Raw genomic sequence first — 22837 nt, forward strand, 5'->3', positions numbered from 1 at the left:
ATTTCTCCCCGGTATTCGATCCGGAATGGGGCGAAGCTAACCGCTGCATGCCGCGCGACTATGGGTCATTTGACGTACTGCAGCGGCCTTCGGGGCGGGTTCGCACCTTTGGGTGTACGTAGATCGGCCCATCCTCTGACGGCGCGGTCTTGGCCACTATCACCTGCATGGAACGAGCCAGGCTGGATTCTGCGGGACGGGCGGCTGCATCGGGCATGTCGCGCTCCACGACGATCGTTCCCGAGCGTCGCTCCTACAATCAGTGGGCGGCGGTCCAGACGCTCGATGACTTCGCACATCGCCATACCGGTGAGGAAGCGCGACAAGGCCCGGCTTCGCGCGTGGTGGCAGCAGCGCTGGGGACGAGTTCCTCGCTGGTCTACGAGGCAATCGGAGCGGCCATCACCGTGCTGTACGGCCTCAAGGTCGGCATTGCGGCGATTGTTACGGGTTGCCTGATCCTGCTCCTGATCGGTCTTCCGATAACCCTGAATGCTGCGCGGCGAGGGATCGATGTCGATCTGATCTCGCGCGGGAATGGCTTTGGCTACCTCGGTTCGACCATCAGCACGCTCATCTACGCCACCTTCACCTTCCTGTTGCTCGCGCTCGAAGCGAGTATCCTTGCTGACGCGCTGCGGCAGGCGACGGGCTTGCCGCTCGAGTTCGGTTACTTTGTCGCGACTTTCGTCGTGGTGCCGCTGGCGCTCCAGGGCATGCGTTTCATCGCACGTTTTCAGGCGTGGACGCAGCCCATGTGGCTTGCGCTGCAACTGGTGCCGGTTGCCTACATTGCCTGGAAAATTGGCGACGTCGGAGACGTGTGGAGCGGGTTCAACGGGGTATACGCGCCACGCTCTGCCCTCGTTTCGTTCGGTTTTGCGCTTTCGGTCATGCTCTCGCTGCTGCCGCGGATCGGTGAACAGGCCGGGCACCTGCGCTTCCTGCCTCCGCCGGAGCAGATCGGGGTGCAGCGATGGTGGAGCGCGGTGCTGCTCGGCGGTTCGGGCTGGGTCGTGATTGGCGGCCTGAAAATGGCCATCGGCGGGGTGCTGGCAGCCTGGACGATTGGCCGGGGAATTGCGCCCGATGCCGCGGCATCAGTCAGTCGCATCCACGTGCAGGCTTTCGCCGCCATCGGAGGTGGCCGCGAGGCGGGGGTGCTGCTGGTGCTGCTGTTCGCGGTGGTCTGTCAGACGCGTGCGAACCTGACCAACGCCTTTGCCGGGTCGGTTGCGTGGTCGAACCTGTTTGCGCGGCTGACGCAGGGGTACTCTTCCCGCCATGTCTGGCTGCTGTTCAATGTCGGGCTGGCAGCCATGCTGCTGTTCTTTGGCATCACCCGTTCGTTCGACGTGGTGATGATCCTCTATGCAAGCCTTGCAGCAAGCTGGATCGGACCACTCGCGGCGGACCTTGTGGTGTCACGGGCCTTGCGGCTCAACCCGGCCGACCCCGAGTTTCAGCGGGCTTACCTCTATGATGTGAACCCTGTCGGCATCGGGGCGATGCTGTTGTCGCTGATCGCTTCGGCGGTATGCCAGCTCGGATTTGCGGGGGAAGTGGCGCAGGCCTTTTCGCCGGTCATCGGGCTGGTCGTGGCATGCCTTGCCGCGCCGCTGCTCGCCGGGCTTACGCACGGGCGCTATTATCTTGCCCGCAGGAGAGAGGACGGGGCTCCGGCGCGGGTCGCCTGCGTGATCTGCGAGAATAGGTTCGAGCGAGCCGATACTGCACATTGTCCGTTCTATTCCGGCGCGATCTGTTCGCTGTGCTGCACGCTGGAGACGCGGTGCCACGATGCCTGCAAGCAGGGTGCCCGCGCCACCGAGCAGTTCACCAACATCGCCGAGCGCCTGCTGCCGCGCGTCCTGGCGCGCCATGTCCACACCACCACCGGGCATTTCGTTGGCGTGGCCGGAGCGTTCACGCTGGCCAACATGCTGGTGCTGGGCCTGATCGGACGCGAGTATGCGCGCTACTATCCGGCACTTTCGACCCACGTCTGGTCGATCCTGTTTGCGGTGTTCCTGGTGTTCTTCTTCATGTCGGGCGTGGGCTCCTGGTTCATCGTGCTGGCGCATGAAAGCCGGCGGGCCGCGCTGGACGAGACGCGGCGGCATCTGGGGGAACTGGAGCAGGAGATCGTCGCGCATGAAGCGACCGACGCTGCGCTGCAGAAGGCTCGCGAGGTGGCTGAGAACGCCAACGCCGCCAAGAGCCGCTACCTCGTTTCGGTGAGCCATGAGATACGCTCGCCGCTCAATTCGATCTACGGCTACGCGCAATTGCTGGAGCGCGGGAGCGACCTGAATCCGGGCGAGGTGGGCAAGGTCATCTGCCGGTCGAGCGAGCACCTTTCCAATCTGGTCGACGGGCTGCTGGATATTGCACAGGTCGAGGCTGGCGTGCTGCGCTTGTCGCGCGATACCATCCGGTTGCCGGCGTTTGTCGAGCAGATCGCCAACATGTTCCGGCCGCAGGCGCAGGCCAAGGGGCTGATGTTCCGCCTGGAGACGCCCAGGCAACTGCCCGAGTTCGTGCGGGGCGACCAGAAGCGGTTGCGGCAGGTGCTGATCAACCTGATCTCGAACGCGATCAAGTTCACGCCGGCCGGCTCGGTGACCTTCCGCATCGGCTGGCGCGGCGAGATCGCGACGTTCGAGGTGATCGACACCGGCATCGGCATCGCGCCCGAGGACATGGACCGTATCTTCGGCGCGTTCGAGCGGGGGAACAGCAATTCCGTGGCGGGGCAGCCGGGGATAGGTCTTGGCCTCGCGATCACCTCGACGCTGGTGCACGTGATGGGCGGAGACCTGACCGTCGACAGCACGCTGGGGGAGGGCACACGGTTTGCCCTGCGGCTGATGCTTTCCCGGCCGGTTACGCAACCGGTGCAGAGCCATCGCGCGGATGTCATTACCGGGTATGAAGGCGAGCGGCGCCGGGTGCTGGTGGTTGACGACGATGCAGCGCAGGCTTCGGTCATCGAGAACCTGCTGCGGCCACTGGGCTTTGTTGTTACCGGTGCGCGCGACGGGGACACCGCGATCGCGCTGGCTGCTGCGACGCGGCCCGACATCGTGTTCCTGGACATCTCGATGCCCGGCAAGACCGGGTGGGAGACGGCCGGTCTGCTGCGAGCGGCGCACGGCGGTTCCTTGCGGATAGTCATGGTTTCGGCCGACGCGCACCAGTTCAGGCGGGGCGGAGACGGGCACGATCCGCACGACATGTTCCTGACCAAGCCGATTGAACTCGACAGCCTGCTCGATGCGCTTTCCTGGCAGTTGGACCTGACCTGGACCGTGCAGGATGGCAGTCCGCGAAAATCGCCCGCGGCCGCGACGGTGGAACTGCACTTGCCGGCTGCAGCACTGCCTTTTGTACCCGAGATCGAAAGCCTCGCGCGGATCGGCAATGTCCGCGCGATCCAGACCCGCCTCTCAGAGCTTGAGGATGCCGTCCCCGATGCAGCCCGCTTCGTCGCACACCTTCGTTCCAGTCTCGAATGCTTCGATTTCAAGGGCCTGCGCGAAGCCCTCCGACGAGGCGTCGTCAATGTTCAGTGATACCTTCGCCGGGCAGGCCGGGCGCGACACCGTGCTTGTCGTCGACGACAATCCCGAATCCCTGCACTTCCTGATCGACACGATTGAGCGGGCCGGGATGACCGTGCTGATCGCCACGAATGGTGAGAATGCCCTCGAGCTGCTGGAGCACGTTGCTCCGGATCTGATCCTGATCGATGCGATCATGCCGGGACTGGACGGGTTCGACACGACGCGAGCGATCAAGAAGCAGCCGCGGCTGGCGGACATCCCTGTGATCTTCATGACCGGTCTTACCGAGACCGAACATGCAGTCCGGGCGCTGGACGCGGGCGGAGTGGACTATGTCCGCAAACCCATTGCGATCGAGGAACTGCTGGCGCGGATGCGGGTGCATCTTGCGGGCGCGCGGGTCTCGCAGGCGGGAAGGTCCGCTCTCGACGCAACCGGCAGGCATCTTTTCGCGGTGGACCGTGCGGGGCAGCTGCTTTGGGCAACGCCGCAAGTGGAGCACCTGATGGCGTCGATGGGCGGCGGGGATCGGTTGCCACCGGACTTTGCCGGGCCGGTTGCCCGCTTGATGGCCCTGCGTGACAATCCGGACGCGACCTTGCGTTTCGAGGCCGGGGCGCAGGTCGTCGAGCTGGTCCTCGTCGGACCCGTACGTCGCGACGAGGGCGAGGGGCGGGAGGTGCTGGTGCGGTTGAATCTCATCCGCGAAGGCGCCGACCTGGAGCGCCTGCGAGACCGTTATGGGCTGACCCAGCGGGAGGCCGAGGTTCTGCTGTGGATCAGCTATGGCAAGCCCAACCGGGTGATCAGCGAGATCCTGGGGATCAGCCCGCGCACGGTGAACAAGCATCTGGAGCAGGTTTTCGAGAAGCTGGGCGTCGAGACACGAGCGGCGGCGGCGGCTTTCGCGGTGCGGACAATTGCCTGAGGCCGTGCCCGGTTACCGAATTGGCGAAGGGTCCCGCTCTCTTCCTTCGCCATGCTGCGGGAAAGGCGCTAGGACAGGTCGATGACCTTCGGAGCCCTTTCCCGCAGCGCGTTGCTGGCCCTTCTTATGGCTGCCCGACCTGCGCACGCAAGCAGCCATGACGTCAAGATAACCCGCGATGACTGGGGCATTGCCCATGTCGATGGCAGTACCGATGCCGATGCCGTATTCGGCGCAATCTATGCGCAGGCGGAGGATGATTTCCCGCGCATCGAGGCGAACCTGCTGACTGCGCTGGGGCGACGGGCGGAGACCGAGGGCGAGGACTTTCTGTGGCAGGACCTGCGACAGCGGTTGTGGATCGATCCGGACGCTCTCAAGCGCGACTATGCGGCTTCGCCGGCTTGGCTGCGCAAGCTCATGGATGCCTGGGCGGCCGGCCTGAACCATTACATCGCGACCCACCCGCAAGACACGCCGAAAGTCCTGACCCGCTTCGAGCCATGGATGGCGCTCTCATTTACCGAAGGATCGATCGGTGGGGACATCGAGAAGGCAGCGCTCAAGCCTCTCGCCGCGTTCTACGGTGGCGAAGCAAGCCCCCTGGCGCTGGCAAGGGAAATGCTGCGGGACGACGAGCCGCGCGGTTCGAATGGGATCGCGATAGCGCCCAAGCGCACGGCGAATGGCAATGCTTTGCTGCTTATAAACCCGCATACCTCGCTGTTCTTCCGATCCGAGCTGGAGATGAAGAGCCGGGAAGGGCTGCATGCCTATGGCGCCTCAACCTGGGGGCAGTTCTTCATCTATCAGGGCTTCAACGAGAAGCTTGGCTGGATGCACACCACCAGCGGTGCCGACAACGTCGACGAATTCGTCGAGACAGTCGCGCGAAGGCGGGGCAAGTGGCTTTACAAGCGCGGATCTGCATTCAAGCCGTTCGCGGTGAAGCCGATCGTTCTGCGCTTCCGCAAACCGGATGGAAGCCTGGCCGAGCGAACCTTCCGGACTTACGCCAGCGACCATGGACCAATAGTGCGGCAGAGCGGTGAGGGAAAGAGCCGCAAGTGGATTGCCCTTTCCTTGATGCACCGGCCAATAGCTGCGCTCAGCCAGTCATGGTTGCGCACAAAGGCCCGCGATAAGGCGGAATTTCTCAGGATCGCCGAGTATCGCGCCAATTCGTCGAACAACACCCTGTACGCCGATCGTGCCGGCAATATCGCGCTGCTCATGCCGCAATTCGCGCCCCGTCGGGATGCGAGGTTCGACTATCGCGAACCGGTGGATGGGAGCGATCCTGGAGCCGATTGGAAGGGGCTATATGGGCCGGCAGAGCGGCCTGACGTGGTCAATCCGCAGTCAGGCTGGGTCTACAATTCCAACGATGCGCCGTGGCGCGCGGCAGGGGAAGGCACGCTGAATGCGGCGCGCTGGCCAGCGACGTTCGACCAGGTCGGGGCCAATCCACGCGGCGACCATGCGCTTGAGCTGCTGGGCAAGGCGCAGGGGCTCGATCTGGAAAGCCTGCGGGCGCTCGCCTACGATCCGCACATGCCGCTGTTCGAAGACCTGATTACGGGGCTGGCGCAGGTGGCTGCAACAGATCCGCTGAGCGGGCCGGTTGCGCTACTCAAGGGCTGGGACCGGCGATGGTCGGCAGGTTCACAGGCCATGAGCCTTGCACACTATTGGGGCGACGAACTGGAGGCTGACGTGCGCAAGTCGCTGCCGCGCACCGGCAACGTCTTCGCCGCGATGCGGGCGACGACGGAGCAGCAGCGCAGGGCGGCGCTTGCACGCGCGGTTGCGCGCTTGCAGGCCGACTTTGGCGGGTGGCAAGTGCCTTGGAGCGAGGTCAACCGCTATCAGCGCACCACTTCGGACATCATCCAGCCGTTCGCTGACGACAAGCCCAGTTTGCCCGTGGCATTCTCTTCAGCCCGCTGGGGTTCGTTGGCATCGTTTGGGACGAAGCAATATCCGGGAACCAGGCGGTGGTACGGCACGAGCGGGAACAGCTTTGTGGCCGTGGTCGAGTTCGGCCCGAAAGTGAAAGCCATGGCGGTATCGTCGGGCGGGGCCAGTGGCCGCGAAGGGTCACTCCATTTCAACGATCAGGCCGAGCTATATGCGGCAGGAAAGATGAGGGCGGTCTACTTCTACCCCGAAGACATCAAGGGGCATGTCGAGAAGACCTATCGCCCCTGAATGATCGCTTCAGCGCGCGCCAGGTCTTCGGGCGTGTCGATATCAAGGGCAAGATGCTGATCCAGCGGGATTGCTGGTGCATTGCGCAGCAGGGCAGCGGCTCCGCGATCACCTTGGAGCGAGCGCAGAGCCGGAAAATGCCGCGCGCCGAAGATGGCAGGAACCATCGTGCGATCGGCCACGCTGGTGCCAATGTGATCGCCATCGAACGCCTGAATGAGATTCTCAAAATGGCTGGTCGGCACGAGCGGCATGTCTGCGAGGGCAATCAAGGCAGCGCAGGCATCGGGAATTTCGCCAATGCCAGTGGCAATCGAGCGGGACAGTGGAGCGCCGATTGGTTCGAGCGCGATCCTCTCGAAGCCTTCGACCTCGGGCGTAGCTTCGGAGCAGATGATCAGCTTTCGCTTGAACGGCAAGGCTGCCAGACGGTCACCGAGGTGCCGGGCCAGTGGCCGGCCTGCAAGCGTCGCGGCAAGCTTGCTGCCGCCGAAGCGACTTCCGCGCCCGGCAGCGAGGAGAACGACGACGATGTCGGCAACTGTCATTGCTCTGCGTCGGCCAGGGATTCGCCTGTCCAGTAGGTCCAATGCGCGAGAGTGTTGTATTCGGCAACGAGTTCGGCGAGCAGGGAAACGGCAAGCGTTGCCGGATCGCGGGTGGAAGGAATAAGCCCGATATGGCCGCGCAGACGCGCGATCTGTTCCAAGGGGACGCCGCTTGCCTGCAAGGCATCAAGCCTTGCGCGATGTGTGCGCCGACTGCCGATGGCGCCGTGGTAGAATGCCGGGAGCGCAAGCGCCTGTGGCAGCAGATACTCTTCCCAATCACGCCCGTGAAACAGGAACACGATAGCGGACCAGTGATCGGACGCGGTCAATGGTAAGGTTGAGCGCACCTGGATGCGGGTGGTTGCGATCTCGAGAGCGGCAAGGTCCATGCAAGTGCCGACGTCAGGGGATAGTGCATGAACTTGTGCGCCGAAGGCTTTGGCCAATCTGGCAAAAGCCGTAAGATCTTCGCCTTGGCCCAATGCATGAATGCGCAATGCCGGCTGGTAGCAGTGGGTCAGACATTCGCCATTCCATGGCGCTTCCTGCGCGTCTGCCACCACTGTGACCCGATCGCATTCCAACCGAAGTGCGGCTGGCTGGCGTTCTCCCAGCAAATCGAGAGCCTTGCGGATCGACGCAGTATCCGGGCGAGGCGTGAACAGGAGATCTATTCCCCCACCGCACGGCAGGCGAATGTCGATATAGGGGGAACCGATACCGTAACGGACCACATGCCCCCAGCCGTCGGCCAGCGTTTCCAGTGCCTCCGCCGCCACGGCGTCTTCAATGCAACCGCCTGAGAACGAACCAACCCGTCGACCGTCTGCCGCGACGGCCATTTGCGTGCCAATGCCGCGCGAGGATCCGCCGATCACCGCAACCAGAGTGACGAGCACGGTCTCCACGCCTTCATCCGCACGAGCGGACAAGAAGCGAAGAATGTCTAAGGGAGTCGTCGCGACCATGCGCCGCGGGCTATATCATCTCCAACGGAAGGCGGCGATGCCGTTTTCCTGTGAGCGAGTAGATTGCGTTTGCCAGAGCAGGAATGACCGGAGGAAGAGCCGGTTCGCCAAGACCGGTCGGCGGGAAGTCTGTCTTAACGAATTCGACCACGATTTCTCGAGGCGCCGCATCAATCCGCATGAGGGCGAAGTCCCCGAAATTCTCGGCGGTGATTGCGCCGTTCTCTTGCACGATCTTCTGTCCAACGAGCGCCTGGCCAATTCCATCGATCACGCAGCCTTGCGCCTGGTTCAGCGCGTTGATCGGATTGATGACGTGCGCGCCGATGTCGCCTGCCACCCAGACCTTATCGATCTGGATGTTGCCGTCCTTCATCGAAAGATCAACAATTTCAGCGAAATAGCCAAGGTGGCTGAAGTAGAAGCCGAAGCCGCGGCCCTTTTTGCGGCCTTGCAATCCAGCGGACTTGCACACCGCGTCGATCACGCCGCGCGCCCGGCCGGTGTGGAACTTCACGCGCTCGCCCGGGATCTCGCGCGGTGCCCCGAGGGTGCGGCGCATGAACTCGGGGAGATCGAGCCCTGCGACTTCGGCAACCTCGTCCATGAACGACTGCCACACGAACGACATGGCGTTCGAGGTCGGCGCGCGCAGCCAGCCGGTGGCGAGGTTGGTCGCCATGTAGCTGGCGCCGAGGTCGACGTTGGGCACGACCGGCGCGGGGAACTCGCTCGGCGCCATCTGCGCGGCGCGGATCGGTTTGCCATCAGCGCCGAACGTCACGAAGTGGTCCTTGAGGGCAATGAGCGCCCCGTTGGCATCGAGACCGGCGGTGAAGCGGTGCCAGCCGGCGGGGCGGTAGAAATCGTGGCGGAAATCGTCCGTGCGGTCGTAGAGGACCTTGACCGGCTTTCCGGGCATGGCCTTCGCGACCTGGCCGGCGATCACCATGTAGTCATTCATCAGGCGACGTCCGAAGCCGCCACCGATCCGTGTCAGGTGGATGGTAAGGTCATCGGCGTTCAGGCCGCATAGCTTGGCGGTTTCCTCGCGCCCGCCCGCGGGCGCCTGGCTGGGCGCCCAGATCTCGAGCTTGCCGTTCTGGAACATCGCCGTGCAGTTTTGTGGTTCGAGCGATGCGTGGGCGAGGAAGGGGTATTCGTAGTCCGCCTTGACCACCTTTGCCGCCTTGGCGAGCGTGGCGTCCGGATCGCCGACCTTGAACAGGCTGGCTTGCGGGGCGTTGCCGACGATCTTCGCGGCGTCGGCTTCGTATTTGGCGGTTGAAAAGCCTGTGACGGCAGCGTCGTCCCATTTCACGGCGAGCTTTTCGCGTGCCTTGCTGGCTTTCCACCAGCTGTCGGCGATGACGACCACCGTGTCGGACTTGCCCTGTGGAACGAAGCCGCTGTTGACGGCGACGACGCCGAGCACGCCGGGGATGGCTTTTGCCGCCGCGTCATCGAACGAGGCGACCGTGCCGCCGTGGGACGGGCACTTGACGATGGCGGCGTGAACCATGCCCGGGAGGCTGGTGTCGATGCCGTAAAGGGGCTCGCCCTTGACGATCTTCGGCACGTCGACACCGGGCTTGGATTTGCCGATGATCGTGAAGGTTTTCTCGTCCTTCAACTGGACCTTGGCGAGATCGGGCGGGGTTTCGGCAGCGGCGGCCCTGGCCAGAGAGGCGTAGGTCAGGCTCTTGCCGGAGGACGGCTGGATCACGGCACCCCTGGCCGTGGTGAGGCTGGCGGGATCGACACCCCACCTCTTTGCTGCAGCGGAAACAAGCATGGCGCGGGCTGCGGCGCCGACCTGGCGCATGGGTAGCCAATTGCGCGGTGTTGCCGTGCTGCCTCCTGCGGTCTGTACGCCATAGATCTTTTCGTTTGCATCGGTCTGCTCGATGCGAACCTGCTCCCAGGCGATGTCCATTTCCTCGGCGATCAGCATGGGCAGCATGACCTTTACGCCCTGTCCGATCTCCGGGTTCTTGGCACCGATGGTCACGGTGTTGTCGGCATTGATGCGGACGAAGGCGTTGAGGACGTCGGCGGGTGCAGTGGCCGTTGCAGCGGCGAGGACGACCGATGCGTCGAGAGTGAGTGCCGTGCCGCCAGCCAGCGAGGCGGCGATGAACGAGCGGCGGGAGAGGGTCAACTGGTCGCTCATGCTGCGGTCTCCTCAGACGGAAGGCCTGCGGCGGTGCGGATGGCGGCGCGAATGCGCATATAGGTTGCGCAGCGGCAGATGTTGCCGCTCATCCAGCCGTCGATATCGGCCGGTGTAGGTTTCGGGTTCTGCTTGAGCAGTGCGGTGGCGGACATGATCTGCCCGGCCTGGCAATAGCCGCACTGCGGCACGTCGAGCGCGACCCATGCGTCCTGCACGCGCTTGCCGAGCGCATTGAGGCCGATGCCCTCGATCGTGGTGATCGACTTGCCGGCGGCATCGGCAATCGGCGTCTGGCACGAGCGAACGGCATCGCCATCGAGGTGAACGGTGCAGGCACCACACAGGCCAGCGCCGCAGCCGAACTTGGTCCCCGGCATGTCGAGATCTTCGCGTATTACCCAGAGCAAGGGCTTGTCTGCTTCGGCTTCGACAACGCGTTTGCGGCCGTTTACGGTGAGGGTAATGCTCATCGCCTGAAATCCCTGGATAATCCGGAAGGGCAAAGCGGGACGCCTGATGGCACCGGCTTGTGACTTCCGGAATCTGGACAGGCATCCGGTATGGGTCAAGCGCCTTGTTGGGCAAGTAACCGTTGAGCGGCAATCGGTGCAAGCGCGACCTTGGTCTCTGGGCGGCGCGGTGTTATGCGCGGTGCGTAATGGCTGCGCTTCCCGAGACCTTAGACACCGACTTGCCATCCGCCCGGCGGCCGGGCACCTACGCTCGTGGGACGGAGACGGTCGACGCGATCATCAAGGCGGCGCTGCGCGTCCTGATCGATGAGGGGGCAGGGGCCTTTACCATTCGGCGGATCGCTGCGGAATGCGGGATGAAAGTGGGGAATGTCAGCTACCACTTTCCCAAGAAGGAACTGCTGATCCAGACGCTGCTCGATGACATCATCGGGAACTATGACAAGCTTCTCGAGCGCACCGTCCGTCAGCCTGGTCTCGACGCCGAGGAGCGGCTGCGACTGATCGTCGTCATGTGCCTCGACGACATCGCGGGCAAGCGAACCACCAGGCTGTTCACGGAGCTGTGGGCTCTGGCCAACCACAACGAATTCGTGGCCGACCGTGTACGCCTGTTCTATCAGCGCGTGCACGAATTCATCGCGGAGTATATCGCTGAACTGAACCCGTCACTGAGCGCGCAGGAGATCCGCGATGTCGCGCTTTACATCAGCGCGTCTATGGAGGGGGCGACGCCTTTCCTCGGATACCAGAAGCCTTGGGCCTCGCGGATGAGCGCCTATACCGCAATTGCGACACATGCGCTGGTATCGCTTGCCAAGTCGATAACTTCGGCAGAAATTGCGGGCCTGGCCGACCGCAGGTAGCGCATCGTTTCGCACACGCAAAAAAGGCGTTGACCGAATCTGGACATGCGTCAAGTCTCTGCCCTGCGGACTGGCAAAGGGGGCCGAGATGACGCTTCAACGCAAGGTGGCGCGAGTTGTTCTGGGTTCGATGCTGACCGGAGCGCTGGCAGGTCTTCATGCCATGCCGGCATTCGCCGAAACCGTGGTGCCGGAGGCCGAAGAGCCAGGCGTGATGACCTTGGAGCCGCCCAAGGCAAGCTGGTTCTACGTCCGTGGCGGCTGGGGATCGGCAGGTTCGAGCATCTTCGACGCTGGCACGGGCAAGATGGTCGGCATGGTCAACACCAGCCGCGATTCCGATATGGCGATCGACCCATCGGGCAAGTTCTACTACGTTGCCGAAACAATCTGGTCCAAGGTCAACCGTGGCACGCGCCAGGATCTGGTTTCGATCTACGACAGCAAGACTCTGAAGCTGGTAAGCGAAATCCCCACGCCGGGGCGCCTGATCGTCGGCGGGTTTACGACCAACTTCGTGCTGACCGACGATGGCAAGACCGCCTACGACTACAACTTCGATCCGGCCTCGTCGGTGAACATCATCGACATGGTGAAGCGCAAGTTCGTGCGTGCGGTGGAACTGCCGGGGTGCGCGGGGATGATTCCCAATCCGGGCGTGGGGTTCTCCTCGCTCTGCGCAGACGGCACGATCGCGACCGTGGCCATCAAGGGCACAACGCAGGACATCACGCGGACCGAGCCGTTCTTCGACGCTGCGGCAGACCCGATCTTTTCGAACACCGTCTATGATCGCAAGAAGAAGCAGGCGGTGATGGTCAGCTATACCGGCCTGATCCGCACGGCTTCGATCGGTGCCAAGGTCGAGGTCAGCACGCCGTTTTCGATCCAGGAAGCGGGCGGGATGAAGTCCGCCGATGTCAAGCCGCTCGATATTGCCTGGTATCCCGGCGGGATGCAGCCGGTTGCGCTGCACAGGCCCAGCGGCACGCTGTGGGTACTGATGCACAAAGGCGAATACTGGAGCCACAAGGAAGGCGCCGAGGAAATCTGGGGCGTGGACCTGGCGGCCAGGAAGCTGGTCAAGCGCATTCCCGTGGAAGGCAAGCCGGGCAACATCCAGATCACGCAGGACGATGCGGCCATGATCATGGTCAACGGCTACAAGGGCGATGCGCAGGTTATTGATTCCAAGACAGGCGAGGTGAAGCACGAGATCGAAAACGCCGGTGGCGGCTTGATCACCGTCGTGGAGCCGATGTGATCACCGGCGACGCCTTGAGCATGCAGACAGCAATGGGGATCGCCGGCACGGCAGGGGCGATCGGTGTTGGCGCGGTGTTCGTTGGCGCTGGCATTGCAAAGTTGCGCAGCCGGCGGATATTTTCCGGCGTCGTCGCCAACTATCGCTTGCTGCCGGAGGCATTGGTTCCGGTGGTCGCGGCGACGCTGCCTTTTGCCGAAGTGGCGGTTGGCATTGCGCTGATCTGCGGCGTTCGCCTTGCAGCAGTGCCGGCCGGTCTGTTGCTGCTGGTCTTTGCGGCGGCCATGGCGATCAACATCGGCCGGGGCCGTTCGCACATCGATTGCGGGTGCGGCCGGTCAGAACTTCGCCAGCCCCTCAGTCGCGCGCTCGTGACACGCAACCTCGTGCTGGCTCTGCTGCTGGTTCCCGCGCTGCTGCCACAGCCGCAGTTCGCTTCGGCACAATGGCTGATCGGTCTAGCCGCTGGCACGGCACTTTATCTTATAACCCTTCTGGCCAACACATTGGCGGCGCTGGCCCAAGGGCCTCTCGCCATGGAAAGGAATTCGCGATGATGACGGCACTGATCGTTGGGCAGGTCCTGTCATGGCTGGTGATCATAGCCCTGGTGGTGGCGCTGCTGGCGCTGGCGCGGCAAGTGGGCGTGCTGCACATGCGGGTGGCTCCGGCGGGCGCCTTGCAGACCAGCGGCGGGCCTGCGGTCGGGGGCACGGCTCCTGCGGTTCCGGCGCGCACACTGGATGGCAAGGACGTGATCGTTGGTGGACCTGCTAAAAACGTGCCGCTTCGGCTGTTGATGTTCGTCTCGGCAACGTGCCCGCTGTGCAAGGGCCTGATCCCGGCGGCGCGCTCCTTTGCCAAGGACGAGCGGGTCGAATTGACCTTCGTCGGCGACGACGACGCGCAGGTGCAGCGCGGGCTGATTGCGGCGCAGGGGCTGGAAAGCTACCGCTTCATCAACGGACCGGAGGTGGGGCAGGCGTTTGAGGTGGGCAAGCTGCCTTACGCGGTGCTGCTCGATGCGGACGGCACGATCCTGTCAAAGGGCCTGGTAAACAGCCGCGAGCATCTCGAGAGCCTGGTGGTGGCGCATGAAATGGGGATCGCCACGGTGCAGGATTACATCGGCAAGCTGAAGACCGTCGCTGCGGCCTGATCGGTCACGCGCATCCAAAGGATCATAGGGGGCATTCGATGAAGCGTTTCAATCCCGATGCGATGGGCGAGAAGCTTTTGCGGCGCTTTGCTGGCGGAACATCGCGTCGTGGCATCCTTGCGCGGATGGGGGCGGCGCTGGTGGCTGCACCGGTCTTCCCGTTGCTGCCGGTGAGCCGCGCCGAAGCGGCCAAGCCTGATCGTTCGCCCGAAGCCAAGACCGCGTTTGCGCGCAGCGCGCAGACGAGCGACCAGACCAAGTGCAACTACTGGCGTTATTGCGCCATCGATGGCGCGCTGTGCACCTGCTGTGGCGGGGGCATCCATACTTGCCCGGCAGGCGCCGAACCATCGCCGGTTTCGTGGGTGGGTTCGTGCATCAATCCGGATGACGGCAAGGCCTACATGATCGCCTATCGCGATTGTTGCGGAAAGCCCGCCTGCGGCCAGTGCAATTGTGACAATATCGATCGCGAGACGCAGCTCTATCTGCCGCAGCTCAACAACAATATCATCTGGTGCTTCGGTACGAGCAGCATGGAGTATCACTGCTCCACCGCGATGATGATCGGCGCGGCCTGAGGATCGGGCGATGCGCGTGTTGGCCTTGGCCGGAGTTATCGCGGCGCTGGCAATTGCGATGCCTGCGGTATCTGCGGGCGATCCGCGCGCCGAGACGGTTGCGAATGGACTGGCGGCGATCGGCGATCCTGAGCTGGCCAAGGCCGATTATGTCGAACATTGCGCCGGGTGCCACGGGGTGCAGGGCCTTTCTGCGCCAGCCAGGCTGCCGGAATTGCGCGGGCGCGTAGGCTACATGATGTGCACGGCTGATACCCGCGCCTATCTGCTGCGGCTGCCAAACATCGCCAAGAGCCGGATCAGCGACAACCAGCAACTGGCTGACATGCTAAACTTCATGGTCTTCGGCCTTGGCGGCACGAGCGTCTTGCCCGGCACGAAGCCTTTCACGGCGGCGGAGGTCGGCTATGAGCGTCAGTTCGCGCTGACCTCGGCCTCGCTGGTGCGTGAGCGCATGCGGCATGTGGAAACGGCGATCGGCAAGTGCGGCGCACCTGCCTCGTTCCGCAACTTCTACAACGGCAATTGATCAGCGCGGAGCAAGGCCCGCTGTGAGGAAGTCGACCAGCTTTACGGCAATCTCGCGCTCGGGCAGTTCGCCTTCGGGGCGATGCCAGCGGGAGGGGCCATTAAGTGCGCTCGCCAAGGTGAGCGCCGCGAGCTTGGGGTCGCACGGGGCGGCGGATCCATCGGCTATCGCCTCGGCGACAAGCTCGCGCAGTGTTGCGTCGATGCGGCGCTTGCGAAGGCGTATCGTCTCACGGGCGTCTGGCGACAGGGCTTCGTTGGCCGTCAGGATGTTGCAGCGGCCAAAGTCGTTCATGTTGATCTCGGCATAGTCGATCAGGAACGCGCGCAGACGCTCCAGGCCGAGGCCATGGATCAATCGCGCCTGTTCGGCTGCGGCGAGCAACTGGTTCATGCCAATGGTGAGGCATTCGATCAGCACCTGCTCCTTGTTGCCGAGGTAGTGGTAGATCGTCGGCTTCGAGATGCCGAGGCTGGCGGCCACGTCGTCCAGCGAAGTCTGGTGATAGCCGCGCGCGTTGAACATGCGCACTGCAGCGGTCAGCACGGCCATGCGCTTGGCTTCACGTTCTTCGCTGCGTTCTGCGGCGGTCTTGAAGGGCGATCGTGGGGCCAAGGACGGTACCTGCGTGTTCTGCCAGTTGGAAACTCGACGCGAGCGGCGCTTTTGTCGCGCGCAGGGTAGGGCAGTCTTGCGATTGACACCATACCCAAAAGAACAATACCTACTCGTGAGTATATATTGTTCCAGTAGGTCGGGAAAGCTTCTGGCTTGCTGCTGATAGGATTGGATTGGCTATGGAAATCAATGATCTGGCTGCGATCGTAACCGGTGGTGCTTCCGGTCTCGGCGGAGGGACTGCGGCGCGACTCGCTGAACTTGGCGCGAAAGTTTCGATCTTTGATTTGAACGAAGACCTGGGGCGGGCGCACGCGGCAACCATCGGAGGCAGCTTCTTCAAGGTTGACGTGACCGACGAAGACGCGGTCGACAACGCCATCCTTGAAGCTGAGGCGATGAACGGCAAGGCACGCATTCTGGTGAATTGCGCCGGGATCGGCCCACCCGCCAAGGTCATCGGCCGCGATGGCAAGGCCATACCGCTCAAGGATTTCAGCAAGATCATCCAGATCAATCTGATCGGCACGTTCAACGTGCTTTCGAAGTTCGCGGCCCGCATCTTCGATGCCGAGCAGGTTGGCGAGGAGCGCGGCGTCATCATCAACACCGCCAGCGTCGCAGCGTTCGAAGGGCAGATCGGGCAAGCCGCCTATTCTGCGTCAAAGGGCGGCGTTGTCGGCATGGCGCTGCCGATTGCGCGGGAATTTGCGCGCTACGGCATCCGCGTGAACACGATCGCGCCGGGTCTGTTCCTGACGCCCCTGCTGCAGTCCCTGCCGCAGGAAGCGCAGGATTCGCTGGGGAGCCAGGTCCCGTTCCCGAGCCGTCTGGGCAAGCCCGAAGAATACGCGCGCATGGTCGAAAGCATCGTGACCAATCCGATGCTCAACGCCGAAGTCATCCGCCTTGACGGCGCAATCCGCATGGCGCCGCGCTGATACGATCATCAAACGATCCCGCGATTGAGGAGTGAAGCAAATGGCAACTGGCATCGGCATGGACGCCGCATTGGAAATCGCGGATCGGGTAGAGCGGTTCGTTCGCGAGGAAGTGATCCCGTACGAGAGCGATCCACGTCGTGACGATCACGGCGCGCCGCTTGACGAGATGGTCATGGAAATGCGCGAGAAGGCCCGCGCGGCGGGCGTGCTTACGCCCCACATCCTGGCCGATGGTCGCCACCTCAGCCAGCGCGAGACGGCGGTCGTGCTGATCCGTTCGGGCCTCTCGCCGCTCGGCATGCTGGCAGTGAACACGCAGGCGCCGGACGAGGGCAACATGTACCTGCTCGGCAAGGTTGGCAGCCCCGAACTGAAGGAACGGTTCCTCAAGCCGCTGGTGTCGGGCAAGGCGCGGTCGGCGTTCTTCATGACAGAGCCTGCGGAGACCGGCGGAGCGGGTTCCGACCCTTCGATGATGCAGACAACCTGCCGCCGCGACGGCAACCACTGGGTGATCAACGGGCGCAAGGCGTTCATTACCGGTGCCAAGGGTGCCAAGGTCGGCATCGTCATGGCGAAGGACGAGGAGGGCGGGGCGTGCATGTTCCTTGTCGACCTGCCCGATCCGGCGATCGAGATCGTGCGCGTGCCGAACACCATCGACAGCAACATGCCCGGCGGCCATGCGGTGATCGACATCAAGGACCTTCGCGTTTCGGCAGACCAGATGCTGGGCGAGCCGGGCGAGGGCTTCAAGTATGCCCAGGTTCGCCTGAGCCCGGCGCGCCTATCGCACTGCATGCGTTGGCTCGGCGGCTGCATCCGCGCGCAGGAGATCGCTTCCGATTATGCCAACAAGCGCATGGCGTTCGGCAAGCAGTTGATCGATCACGAAGGCGTGGGCTTCATGCTGGCCGAGAACATGATCGACCTGAAGCAGGCCGAACTGATGATCGACTGGTGCGCAGGCGTCCTTGATACCGGCTCGCTCGGCACGGTCGAAAGCTCGATGGCCAAGGTTGCTGTGTCCGAGGCGCTGATGCGCGTGGCCGACAAGTGCGTGCAGGTGATGGGCGGAACGGGCGTCACCTCCGACACGATCGTCGAGCAGATGTTCCGCGAAGTGCGCGCGTTCCGCATCTATGATGGCCCGACCGAGGTCCACAAGTGGAGCCTTGCCAAGAAGATCCGCCGCGACTGGCGCCACGCACAGGCGGGGACGGCACACTGATGGGCGGCACGGCGCAGGAGGCAAATGCCGGCACCACGCCGGTTCGCGAGGGCTACCGCTTCGATGAGGCCGCGCTTGCGAAGTGGATGGAGGCCAATGTCGAGGGCTTTTCGGGGCCGCTTGAGGTGGAGCAGTTCAAGGGCGGGCAATCGAACCCGACCTACAAGCTGATCACGCCAGGCCGCGCCTATGTCCTGCGCCGCAAGCCACCAGGGCCAGTGCTGAAGGGGGCACACGCGGTCGAGCGGGAGGCCAAGGTACTCTTGGCTCTCGGGTCCGTTGGCTTTCCGGTGGCGCATGTCCACGGATTGTGCACCGATGAAAGTGTCATTGGCAGCTGGTTCTATGTGATGGAGATGGTCGAGGGCCGCATATTTTGGGATGCGACCTTTCCTGACGTTTCCCGCGAAGAGCGGCCGGCCTATTTCGACGCGATGAACGCAACGATCGCGCAATTGCACTCGATCGACCATGAAGCTGTGGGGTTGGGCGACTACGGCAAGCCTGGCAACTACTTCGTGCGCCAGGTCGGCCGCTGGTCGAAGCAGTACCTCGAGGACGAACTTGCCGGGCGGGATCCGAACATGGATGCCCTGGTCGATTGGCTGCCGACAGCCATTCCCGAAGGGGACGAGACCAGCATCGTTCACGGGGACTTCCGCTGTGACAACATGATCTTTCACCCCACCGAACCGCGTGTGATTGCCGTGCTCGACTGGGAGCTGTCGACGCTGGGGCATCCACTGGCCGATTTCGCTTATCACGCGATGATGTACCGCATGCCGCCCAATATCGTGGCCGGGCTGGAAGGGGCGGACCTGGCAGAACTGAACATTCCCGGCGAGGCCGAGTACGTCGCTGCCTATTGCCGCCGGACAGGGCGAGACTCGATTGCGTCGTGGGATTTCTATGTCGCCTTCAACTATTTCCGGCTCGCCGCGATTTTCCACGGCATCAAGGGGCGCTACCTTCGGGGTACTGCCGCATCAGCGCATGCCAAGGACCGTGCGGAGGCATTTCCGGTACTCGCGCGGCTGGCGAGAGAAGCCATGGAGCGCTGCCGGTAGGTGATTGGTTCGAATCCGAACCTTAACAGTTCTTGGTGATTTGCGGTCTGCGCCGATCCTTTCGTCCGTCGAGCGCATGTTTGCTTTGTCGCTCTTGTGGGGAAAACCCGCTGCTGATTCGGCGGCCGAAGCATACTGGAAAGCAGGTGCAAAAGCGCGGAGGCGCCGGGCCTGTCGATACTGCCAAAGCGGAGGCGATTGATTCTGGCGGCGGCAGGTCGCCGGCATGCTGCAGCGCAAAGGAGGGGGCTGACTAACTGTCAGAGAGGTAAGTAAATCTCCGTGGCAACGTCCTCCATCTGTTTCCACCTCGGTTTCCGGTTGTTCATTTCCGGTGCAATCTTCCCTTTCTGCCTGCAAATTCGCGGTTAGGAGTTGGCATGCAACAGGGTCCGTCCGGTTGTGCGGGGCAACAGGAACAGTCTACGCCATGCAGGTAGCAGCCAAGCCACTAGTCGAAGTTTTCGAAGCCCTGTCGACTGCGCTCGACGAACTCGACACGCACGGTGAGGCTATGGCCGCCCTCCATCTTGCCATGGCAGTGGAATGCCTCGCTCACAGGCTAGAGGACGACGAACCGCACGCTCCGCGGAGGGCGCCGCCGATACTGCGTCTGATCAAGAACGACTGAGCCGCCGGGACGGGGTGTCGAAAACTCCAGCAGGGCTGCCGCGCGAACTGTCGCGCGCTGACGCCCATTCGTCGCATGAGCATTGTCTATCTCTTCGATAGAGTTAAACGAACTGGACGGCGCCAAGTGCGCGACAGCCTATCGCATCGGCAAAAGGAAAGCTTTGAGCCGTAACAGACGAAGTTTAATGTCTACTAAAAAACTTGAGTATAGAAGCTGAGCAACGGCGACGATTCGCCGGAAACCGCGCAGGAAAGGGGCAAGGCAATCATGCGAACACAATCGACGGGCACCCTTCGCGCCAACAGGATCGAACGGGAGATGACCGAACCCACCAAACCAGGAGCTGGCAACCAGGGTGTGTCCGAACGCCATCTCGAAGAAAGCATTGCAAGCGTGCGCGAAGCCCTGACCGGGCTGCGCTACGGGGCCGTGCAACTGACCGTCCATGAAGGGCGTGTCGTCCAGATTGACGTGACCGAGAAGCGACGGCTCAAGCCGAACTGATCGTTCCACGCAGCCAATACCAATAAACAAGCAGAACTACCGCACCGCTGACCGGACCACCGGAAGCATCGTTCGGGAACACATGAGGTCCTACGATGAATTTCCGCGTCCTTCTTGCGGGTGGCGTTGCGCCGCTCGCCCTGGCTTCGCATGGCGTCTACGCTGCCGAAGCGCCTGCCACCACCACCAACGCCGCAGTGCCCGCACCCGAGGACGCCCAGACGACTTCCGTCGGAACGGGGGCCAGTGACAGCGGCGAGATTGTCGTTACCGCGCGTCGGCGCCAGGAAACAGCGCAGGATGTGCCGCTGGCAATTTCTGTCATCGGGGGCGAGCATATCGACAATACCGGCGCCTTCAACGTCGGCCGTTTGCAGCAGTTGACGCCAACACTGCAGTTCTACTCATCGAACCCGCGCAACACAGCGGTGAACATCCGTGGCCTTGGCGCGCCGTTCGGCTTGACCAACGACGGCATCGAGCAAGGCGTCGGCATCTATATCGACGACGTCTACAACGCGCGCGTCGCCTCGGCGACGTTCGACTTCCTGGACGTGAAGCAGATTGAGGTCCTGCGCGGGCCACAGGGCACGCTCTACGGCAAGAACACTACAGCCGGCGCGATCAACATCACCACCAACCAGCCGACCTTCGACTTTGAAGGCAAGGCGGAAGTAAGTTTCGGCAACCTGAATTTCGTGCAGGCGAAGGCTGCGGTGTCTGGGCCGATCACGGATACTCTGGCAGCGCGCTTGGCGGTGTCCTCAACCAACCGCAGAGGTACGATCTACAATGTGACGTCGAAGCAGTGGGTTCAGGGGCAGGACAACCTCGGCCTGCGGGGCCAGCTGCTGTTCAAGCCGAGCGACGCGCTGAGCATCACGCTCGCCGGTGACTATAGCGAACAGGACGCCGCATGCTGCGGTTCGGTCTATGTCCGGACCGGAACCACGCAGCGCGCTGCCGATCGTCAGTTTGCAGCGCTTGCCGCGGCACAAGGCTATACCGTGCCGAGCACCAATCCGTATGACCGGCTGACCGACCTCGACGCCACCCTTCAGGCGGGCAACAAGATCGGTGGCGTCTCGCTCAAGGCCAAGTGGGACATCGGGCCGGGTACGCTGACCTCGGTCACTGCCTGGCGCTTCTGGGACTGGCAGCCTCAGAACGACCGTGACTTTACCGGTCTGCCGATCGTCACAAAGTCGCAGAACCCGTCGCAACAGGATCAATACACGCAGGAGCTGCGCTACAACTACAGCGGCGATCGCCTTGATTTTGTGCTGGGAGCCTTCGGGTTCTACCAGCGTATCGACACGCAGGGCACCGAGCAGCATGGCAGCGCGTCGACCAAATGGAACCTTGCGCCAAGCAATGCCCTCTATAACTCCAACGTGCTGAACGGGCTGACGGCGCTCAACACGCAGTATCTCAAGAATACCAGCGTGGCGGTTTACGGGCAGGCGAGCTGGAAAGTGACGCCGGAACTGACCCTGCAGCCGGGCGTGCGCGTGAACTATGACAAGAAGGACGGCTTCTACCAGCGGCGCGTCTTCACGGCCTCGGGCAGCGAAATCCTGATCGACGGAACGACCAGCCCGGTGAAGACGGCGCAACTCGGCATCTTCACGCCGCAGACCATCTCCCCCAAGTTCAGCGACTGGAACTTCAGCTACGATTTTACCGCCAGCTACAAGGTCGCACCCGGCATCCTGTTCTATGCTACGTACGCCAAGACCTTCAAGTCAGGCGGCATCAACCAGAACGGGGTGCCCACGGATGCCGCGAACAACCCGATCCTCGGGGCGGCTACTGTCAAGCCGGAATCGGTGCAGCACTACGAAGCAGGCCTCAAGACCGAGTTCTGGGACCGGCGGGCCATCCTCAATCTGTCGGCCTACCGCACGGACATCAAGGACTATCAGGCCAACGTGAACAACGGCCAGTTCGGCGTTCTGCGCGGCTATCTCGCCAACGCCGGAGCGGTTCGCTCACAGGGAGTCGAGGCCGATTTCTCGGTCCGGCCGAGCGAGCGCTTCAATGTCTATGTGAACGGAGCCTACACCGACGCCACTTACCGCAAGTTCGTCGACGCTCCGTGCCCGCCGGAGCTTTCGGGCGGAGCCAGTAGCCCCGCCAACTGCGACATTTCGGGCCAGCGCCTGCCTGGTGTATCGAAGTGGTCACTGTCCTTCGGGCTTGAAGCCAATGCTCCAGTCACGTTTCTCGAGCAGGAGGGGCAGGTCTACTTCGGCTATGACGGCAGCTATCGCTCGAACTTCTCGTCGAACCCGACGCCCTCGATCTACACTTGGGTTGATGGTTATTCGCTCTCGAACTTCCGCGTTGGCTTCCGCACTGACGACGGGTTCGACATTTATGGCTGGGTGCGCAATGCATTCGACCAGAATTACATCGACCAGCTCTTCGTCGGCCCAGGCAATACCGGCCTGATCGCGGGACTCCCGGGCGATCCGCGCACTTGGGGCGTAACTTTGCGCAAGAGCTTCTGAGGCCGAACCACCCCGCAGCGCATGCGGTACTCAAGGGCCGGTGGAGCATTCCAC

At 62.9% G+C, this 22837-nt stretch carries 20 protein-coding genes; 15 read left to right on the top strand and 5 right to left on the bottom strand.

Annotated features, from left to right (window positions below; all coding sequences use genetic code 11):
- The first annotated feature begins 167 nt into the window (after positions 1–167).
- From AC3WLM_RS15225 to AC3WLM_RS15235, 3 genes are all read left to right on the top strand, one after another.
- Positions 168–3575 (top strand): hybrid sensor histidine kinase/response regulator, encoded by a 3408-nt coding sequence (locus AC3WLM_RS15225; RefSeq protein ID WP_492477840.1) that lies wholly within the window; start codon positions 168–170, stop codon positions 3573–3575.
- Complete coding sequence (locus AC3WLM_RS15230) at positions 3565–4494, top strand: response regulator (protein WP_492477841.1); 930 nt, start codon at positions 3565–3567, stop codon at positions 4492–4494. Before AC3WLM_RS15225 ends, AC3WLM_RS15230 begins: the two co-directional genes overlap by 11 nt.
- 81 nt (positions 4495–4575) lie before the next feature.
- Positions 4576–6705 carry a penicillin acylase family protein gene (locus AC3WLM_RS15235; protein ID WP_492477842.1) on the top strand — a complete coding sequence of 710 codons (2130 nt, stop codon included), beginning with the start codon at positions 4576–4578 and terminating at the stop codon, positions 6703–6705.
- Here the strand turns inward: AC3WLM_RS15235 and AC3WLM_RS15240 are convergent.
- The 4 genes from AC3WLM_RS15240 to AC3WLM_RS15255 are packed head-to-tail and all read right to left on the bottom strand — an operon-like array spanning position 6693 to position 10870.
- Positions 6693–7253 carry a nucleotidyltransferase family protein gene (locus AC3WLM_RS15240; RefSeq protein ID WP_062346229.1) on the bottom strand — a complete coding sequence of 187 codons (561 nt, stop codon included), beginning with the start codon at positions 7251–7253 and terminating at the stop codon, positions 6693–6695. The two genes, AC3WLM_RS15235 and AC3WLM_RS15240, sit on opposite strands and share 13 nt — an antisense overlap.
- Complete coding sequence (locus AC3WLM_RS15245; RefSeq protein WP_492477843.1) at positions 7250–8188, bottom strand: XdhC family protein; 939 nt, start codon at positions 8186–8188, stop codon at positions 7250–7252. The genes AC3WLM_RS15240 and AC3WLM_RS15245 overlap by 4 nt, the downstream gene beginning before the upstream one ends.
- Before the next feature lie 46 nt (positions 8189–8234).
- On the bottom strand, positions 8235–10397 hold the full coding sequence (locus AC3WLM_RS15250; RefSeq protein WP_492477844.1) for a xanthine dehydrogenase family protein molybdopterin-binding subunit: 2163 nt from the start codon (positions 10395–10397) through the stop codon (positions 8235–8237).
- On the bottom strand, positions 10394–10870 hold the full coding sequence (locus AC3WLM_RS15255; protein ID WP_492477845.1) for a (2Fe-2S)-binding protein: 477 nt from the start codon (positions 10868–10870) through the stop codon (positions 10394–10396). The genes AC3WLM_RS15250 and AC3WLM_RS15255 overlap by 4 nt, the downstream gene beginning before the upstream one ends.
- Positions 10871–11058: 188 nt before the next feature.
- Between AC3WLM_RS15255 and AC3WLM_RS15260 the strand changes: the two genes are divergently transcribed.
- The 6 genes from AC3WLM_RS15260 to AC3WLM_RS15285 all read left to right on the top strand — a co-directional run bounded on the left by AC3WLM_RS15260 (position 11059) and on the right by AC3WLM_RS15285 (position 15272).
- Positions 11059–11739, top strand: coding sequence for a TetR/AcrR family transcriptional regulator (locus tag AC3WLM_RS15260; protein WP_492477846.1), 681 nt, complete (start codon positions 11059–11061; stop codon positions 11737–11739).
- An 88-nt stretch (positions 11740–11827) separates the two neighbouring features.
- On the top strand, positions 11828–13003 hold the full coding sequence (locus tag AC3WLM_RS15265) for an amine dehydrogenase large subunit (protein ID WP_492477848.1): 1176 nt from the start codon (positions 11828–11830) through the stop codon (positions 13001–13003).
- A gap of 20 nt (positions 13004–13023) precedes the next feature.
- Positions 13024–13560: a MauE/DoxX family redox-associated membrane protein gene (locus tag AC3WLM_RS15270; protein WP_492477849.1), complete on the top strand. Its 537-nt coding sequence runs from the start codon at positions 13024–13026 to the stop codon at positions 13558–13560.
- Positions 13560–14162, top strand: a complete 603-nt coding sequence (locus AC3WLM_RS15275) for a thioredoxin domain-containing protein (RefSeq protein WP_492477850.1) — start codon at positions 13560–13562, stop codon at positions 14160–14162. Before AC3WLM_RS15270 ends, AC3WLM_RS15275 begins: the two co-directional genes overlap by 1 nt.
- Positions 14163–14200: 38 nt before the next feature.
- Positions 14201–14743 carry a methylamine dehydrogenase light chain gene (locus AC3WLM_RS15280; protein WP_492477851.1) on the top strand — a complete coding sequence of 181 codons (543 nt, stop codon included), beginning with the start codon at positions 14201–14203 and terminating at the stop codon, positions 14741–14743.
- Between the two features lie 10 nt (positions 14744–14753).
- Complete coding sequence (locus tag AC3WLM_RS15285; RefSeq protein ID WP_492477852.1) at positions 14754–15272, top strand: cytochrome C; 519 nt, start codon at positions 14754–14756, stop codon at positions 15270–15272.
- Here the strand turns inward: AC3WLM_RS15285 and AC3WLM_RS15290 are convergent, their stop codons facing one another.
- Positions 15273–15887: a TetR/AcrR family transcriptional regulator gene (locus AC3WLM_RS15290; RefSeq protein WP_427463329.1), complete on the bottom strand. Its 615-nt coding sequence runs from the start codon at positions 15885–15887 to the stop codon at positions 15273–15275. It lies immediately after the preceding gene.
- Between the two features lie 182 nt (positions 15888–16069).
- On the opposite strand from AC3WLM_RS15290, the gene AC3WLM_RS15295 reads away from it, so the two are divergent.
- The 6 genes from AC3WLM_RS15295 (at position 16070) to AC3WLM_RS15320 (ending at position 22783) form a co-directional block, all read left to right on the top strand.
- Positions 16070–16831, top strand: coding sequence for an SDR family NAD(P)-dependent oxidoreductase (locus tag AC3WLM_RS15295; protein ID WP_492477854.1), 762 nt, complete (start codon positions 16070–16072; stop codon positions 16829–16831).
- Between the two features lie 40 nt (positions 16832–16871).
- Complete coding sequence (locus AC3WLM_RS15300; protein WP_492477856.1) at positions 16872–18065, top strand: acyl-CoA dehydrogenase family protein; 1194 nt, start codon at positions 16872–16874, stop codon at positions 18063–18065.
- On the top strand, positions 18065–19132 hold the full coding sequence (locus AC3WLM_RS15305; RefSeq protein WP_492477857.1) for a phosphotransferase: 1068 nt from the start codon (positions 18065–18067) through the stop codon (positions 19130–19132). The genes AC3WLM_RS15300 and AC3WLM_RS15305 overlap by 1 nt, the downstream gene beginning before the upstream one ends.
- Before the next feature lie 430 nt (positions 19133–19562).
- Positions 19563–19763: a hypothetical protein gene (locus AC3WLM_RS15310; protein ID WP_039333932.1), complete on the top strand. Its 201-nt coding sequence runs from the start codon at positions 19563–19565 to the stop codon at positions 19761–19763.
- A gap of 321 nt (positions 19764–20084) precedes the next feature.
- Complete coding sequence (locus AC3WLM_RS15315) at positions 20085–20270, top strand: YezD family protein (RefSeq protein WP_492477858.1); 186 nt, start codon at positions 20085–20087, stop codon at positions 20268–20270.
- Positions 20271–20365: 95 nt separating this feature from the next.
- On the top strand, positions 20366–22783 hold the full coding sequence (locus AC3WLM_RS15320) for a TonB-dependent receptor (RefSeq protein WP_492477859.1): 2418 nt from the start codon (positions 20366–20368) through the stop codon (positions 22781–22783).
- The last annotated feature ends 54 nt before the right edge of the window (positions 22784–22837 follow it).

The organism is Novosphingobium sp. FW305-C-30-35, assembly GCF_058783135.1.

What these genes read in the sequence shown, in the direction of transcription:
- AC3WLM_RS15285 (WP_492477852.1), top strand. Translation starts at nt 14,754, where the DNA reads ATGCGCGTGTTGGCCTTGGCCGGAGTTATCGCGGCGCTGGCAATTGCG.
- AC3WLM_RS15265 (WP_492477848.1), top strand. Translation starts at nt 11,828, where the DNA reads ATGACGCTTCAACGCAAGGTGGCGCGAGTTGTTCTGGGTTCGATGCTG.
- AC3WLM_RS15295 (WP_492477854.1), top strand. Translation starts at nt 16,070, where the DNA reads ATGGAAATCAATGATCTGGCTGCGATCGTAACCGGTGGTGCTTCCGGT.
- AC3WLM_RS15315 (WP_492477858.1), top strand. Translation starts at nt 20,085, where the DNA reads ATGACCGAACCCACCAAACCAGGAGCTGGCAACCAGGGTGTGTCCGAA.
- AC3WLM_RS15310 (WP_039333932.1), top strand. Translation starts at nt 19,563, where the DNA reads ATGCAGGTAGCAGCCAAGCCACTAGTCGAAGTTTTCGAAGCCCTGTCG.
- AC3WLM_RS15300 (WP_492477856.1), top strand. Translation starts at nt 16,872, where the DNA reads ATGGCAACTGGCATCGGCATGGACGCCGCATTGGAAATCGCGGATCGG.
- AC3WLM_RS15230 (WP_492477841.1), top strand. Translation starts at nt 3,565, where the DNA reads ATGTTCAGTGATACCTTCGCCGGGCAGGCCGGGCGCGACACCGTGCTT.
- AC3WLM_RS15270 (WP_492477849.1), top strand. Translation starts at nt 13,024, where the DNA reads ATGCAGACAGCAATGGGGATCGCCGGCACGGCAGGGGCGATCGGTGTT.
- AC3WLM_RS15235 (WP_492477842.1), top strand. Translation starts at nt 4,576, where the DNA reads ATGACCTTCGGAGCCCTTTCCCGCAGCGCGTTGCTGGCCCTTCTTATG.
- AC3WLM_RS15305 (WP_492477857.1), top strand. Translation starts at nt 18,065, where the DNA reads ATGGGCGGCACGGCGCAGGAGGCAAATGCCGGCACCACGCCGGTTCGC.
- AC3WLM_RS15260 (WP_492477846.1), top strand. Translation starts at nt 11,059, where the DNA reads ATGGCTGCGCTTCCCGAGACCTTAGACACCGACTTGCCATCCGCCCGG.
- AC3WLM_RS15225 (WP_492477840.1), top strand. Translation starts at nt 168, where the DNA reads ATGGAACGAGCCAGGCTGGATTCTGCGGGACGGGCGGCTGCATCGGGC.
- AC3WLM_RS15240 (WP_062346229.1), bottom strand. Translation starts at nt 7,253, where the DNA reads ATGACAGTTGCCGACATCGTCGTCGTTCTCCTCGCTGCCGGGCGCGGA.
- AC3WLM_RS15320 (WP_492477859.1), top strand. Translation starts at nt 20,366, where the DNA reads ATGAATTTCCGCGTCCTTCTTGCGGGTGGCGTTGCGCCGCTCGCCCTG.
- AC3WLM_RS15280 (WP_492477851.1), top strand. Translation starts at nt 14,201, where the DNA reads ATGAAGCGTTTCAATCCCGATGCGATGGGCGAGAAGCTTTTGCGGCGC.
- AC3WLM_RS15255 (WP_492477845.1), bottom strand. Translation starts at nt 10,870, where the DNA reads ATGAGCATTACCCTCACCGTAAACGGCCGCAAACGCGTTGTCGAAGCC.
- AC3WLM_RS15250 (WP_492477844.1), bottom strand. Translation starts at nt 10,397, where the DNA reads ATGAGCGACCAGTTGACCCTCTCCCGCCGCTCGTTCATCGCCGCCTCG.
- AC3WLM_RS15275 (WP_492477850.1), top strand. Translation starts at nt 13,560, where the DNA reads ATGACGGCACTGATCGTTGGGCAGGTCCTGTCATGGCTGGTGATCATA.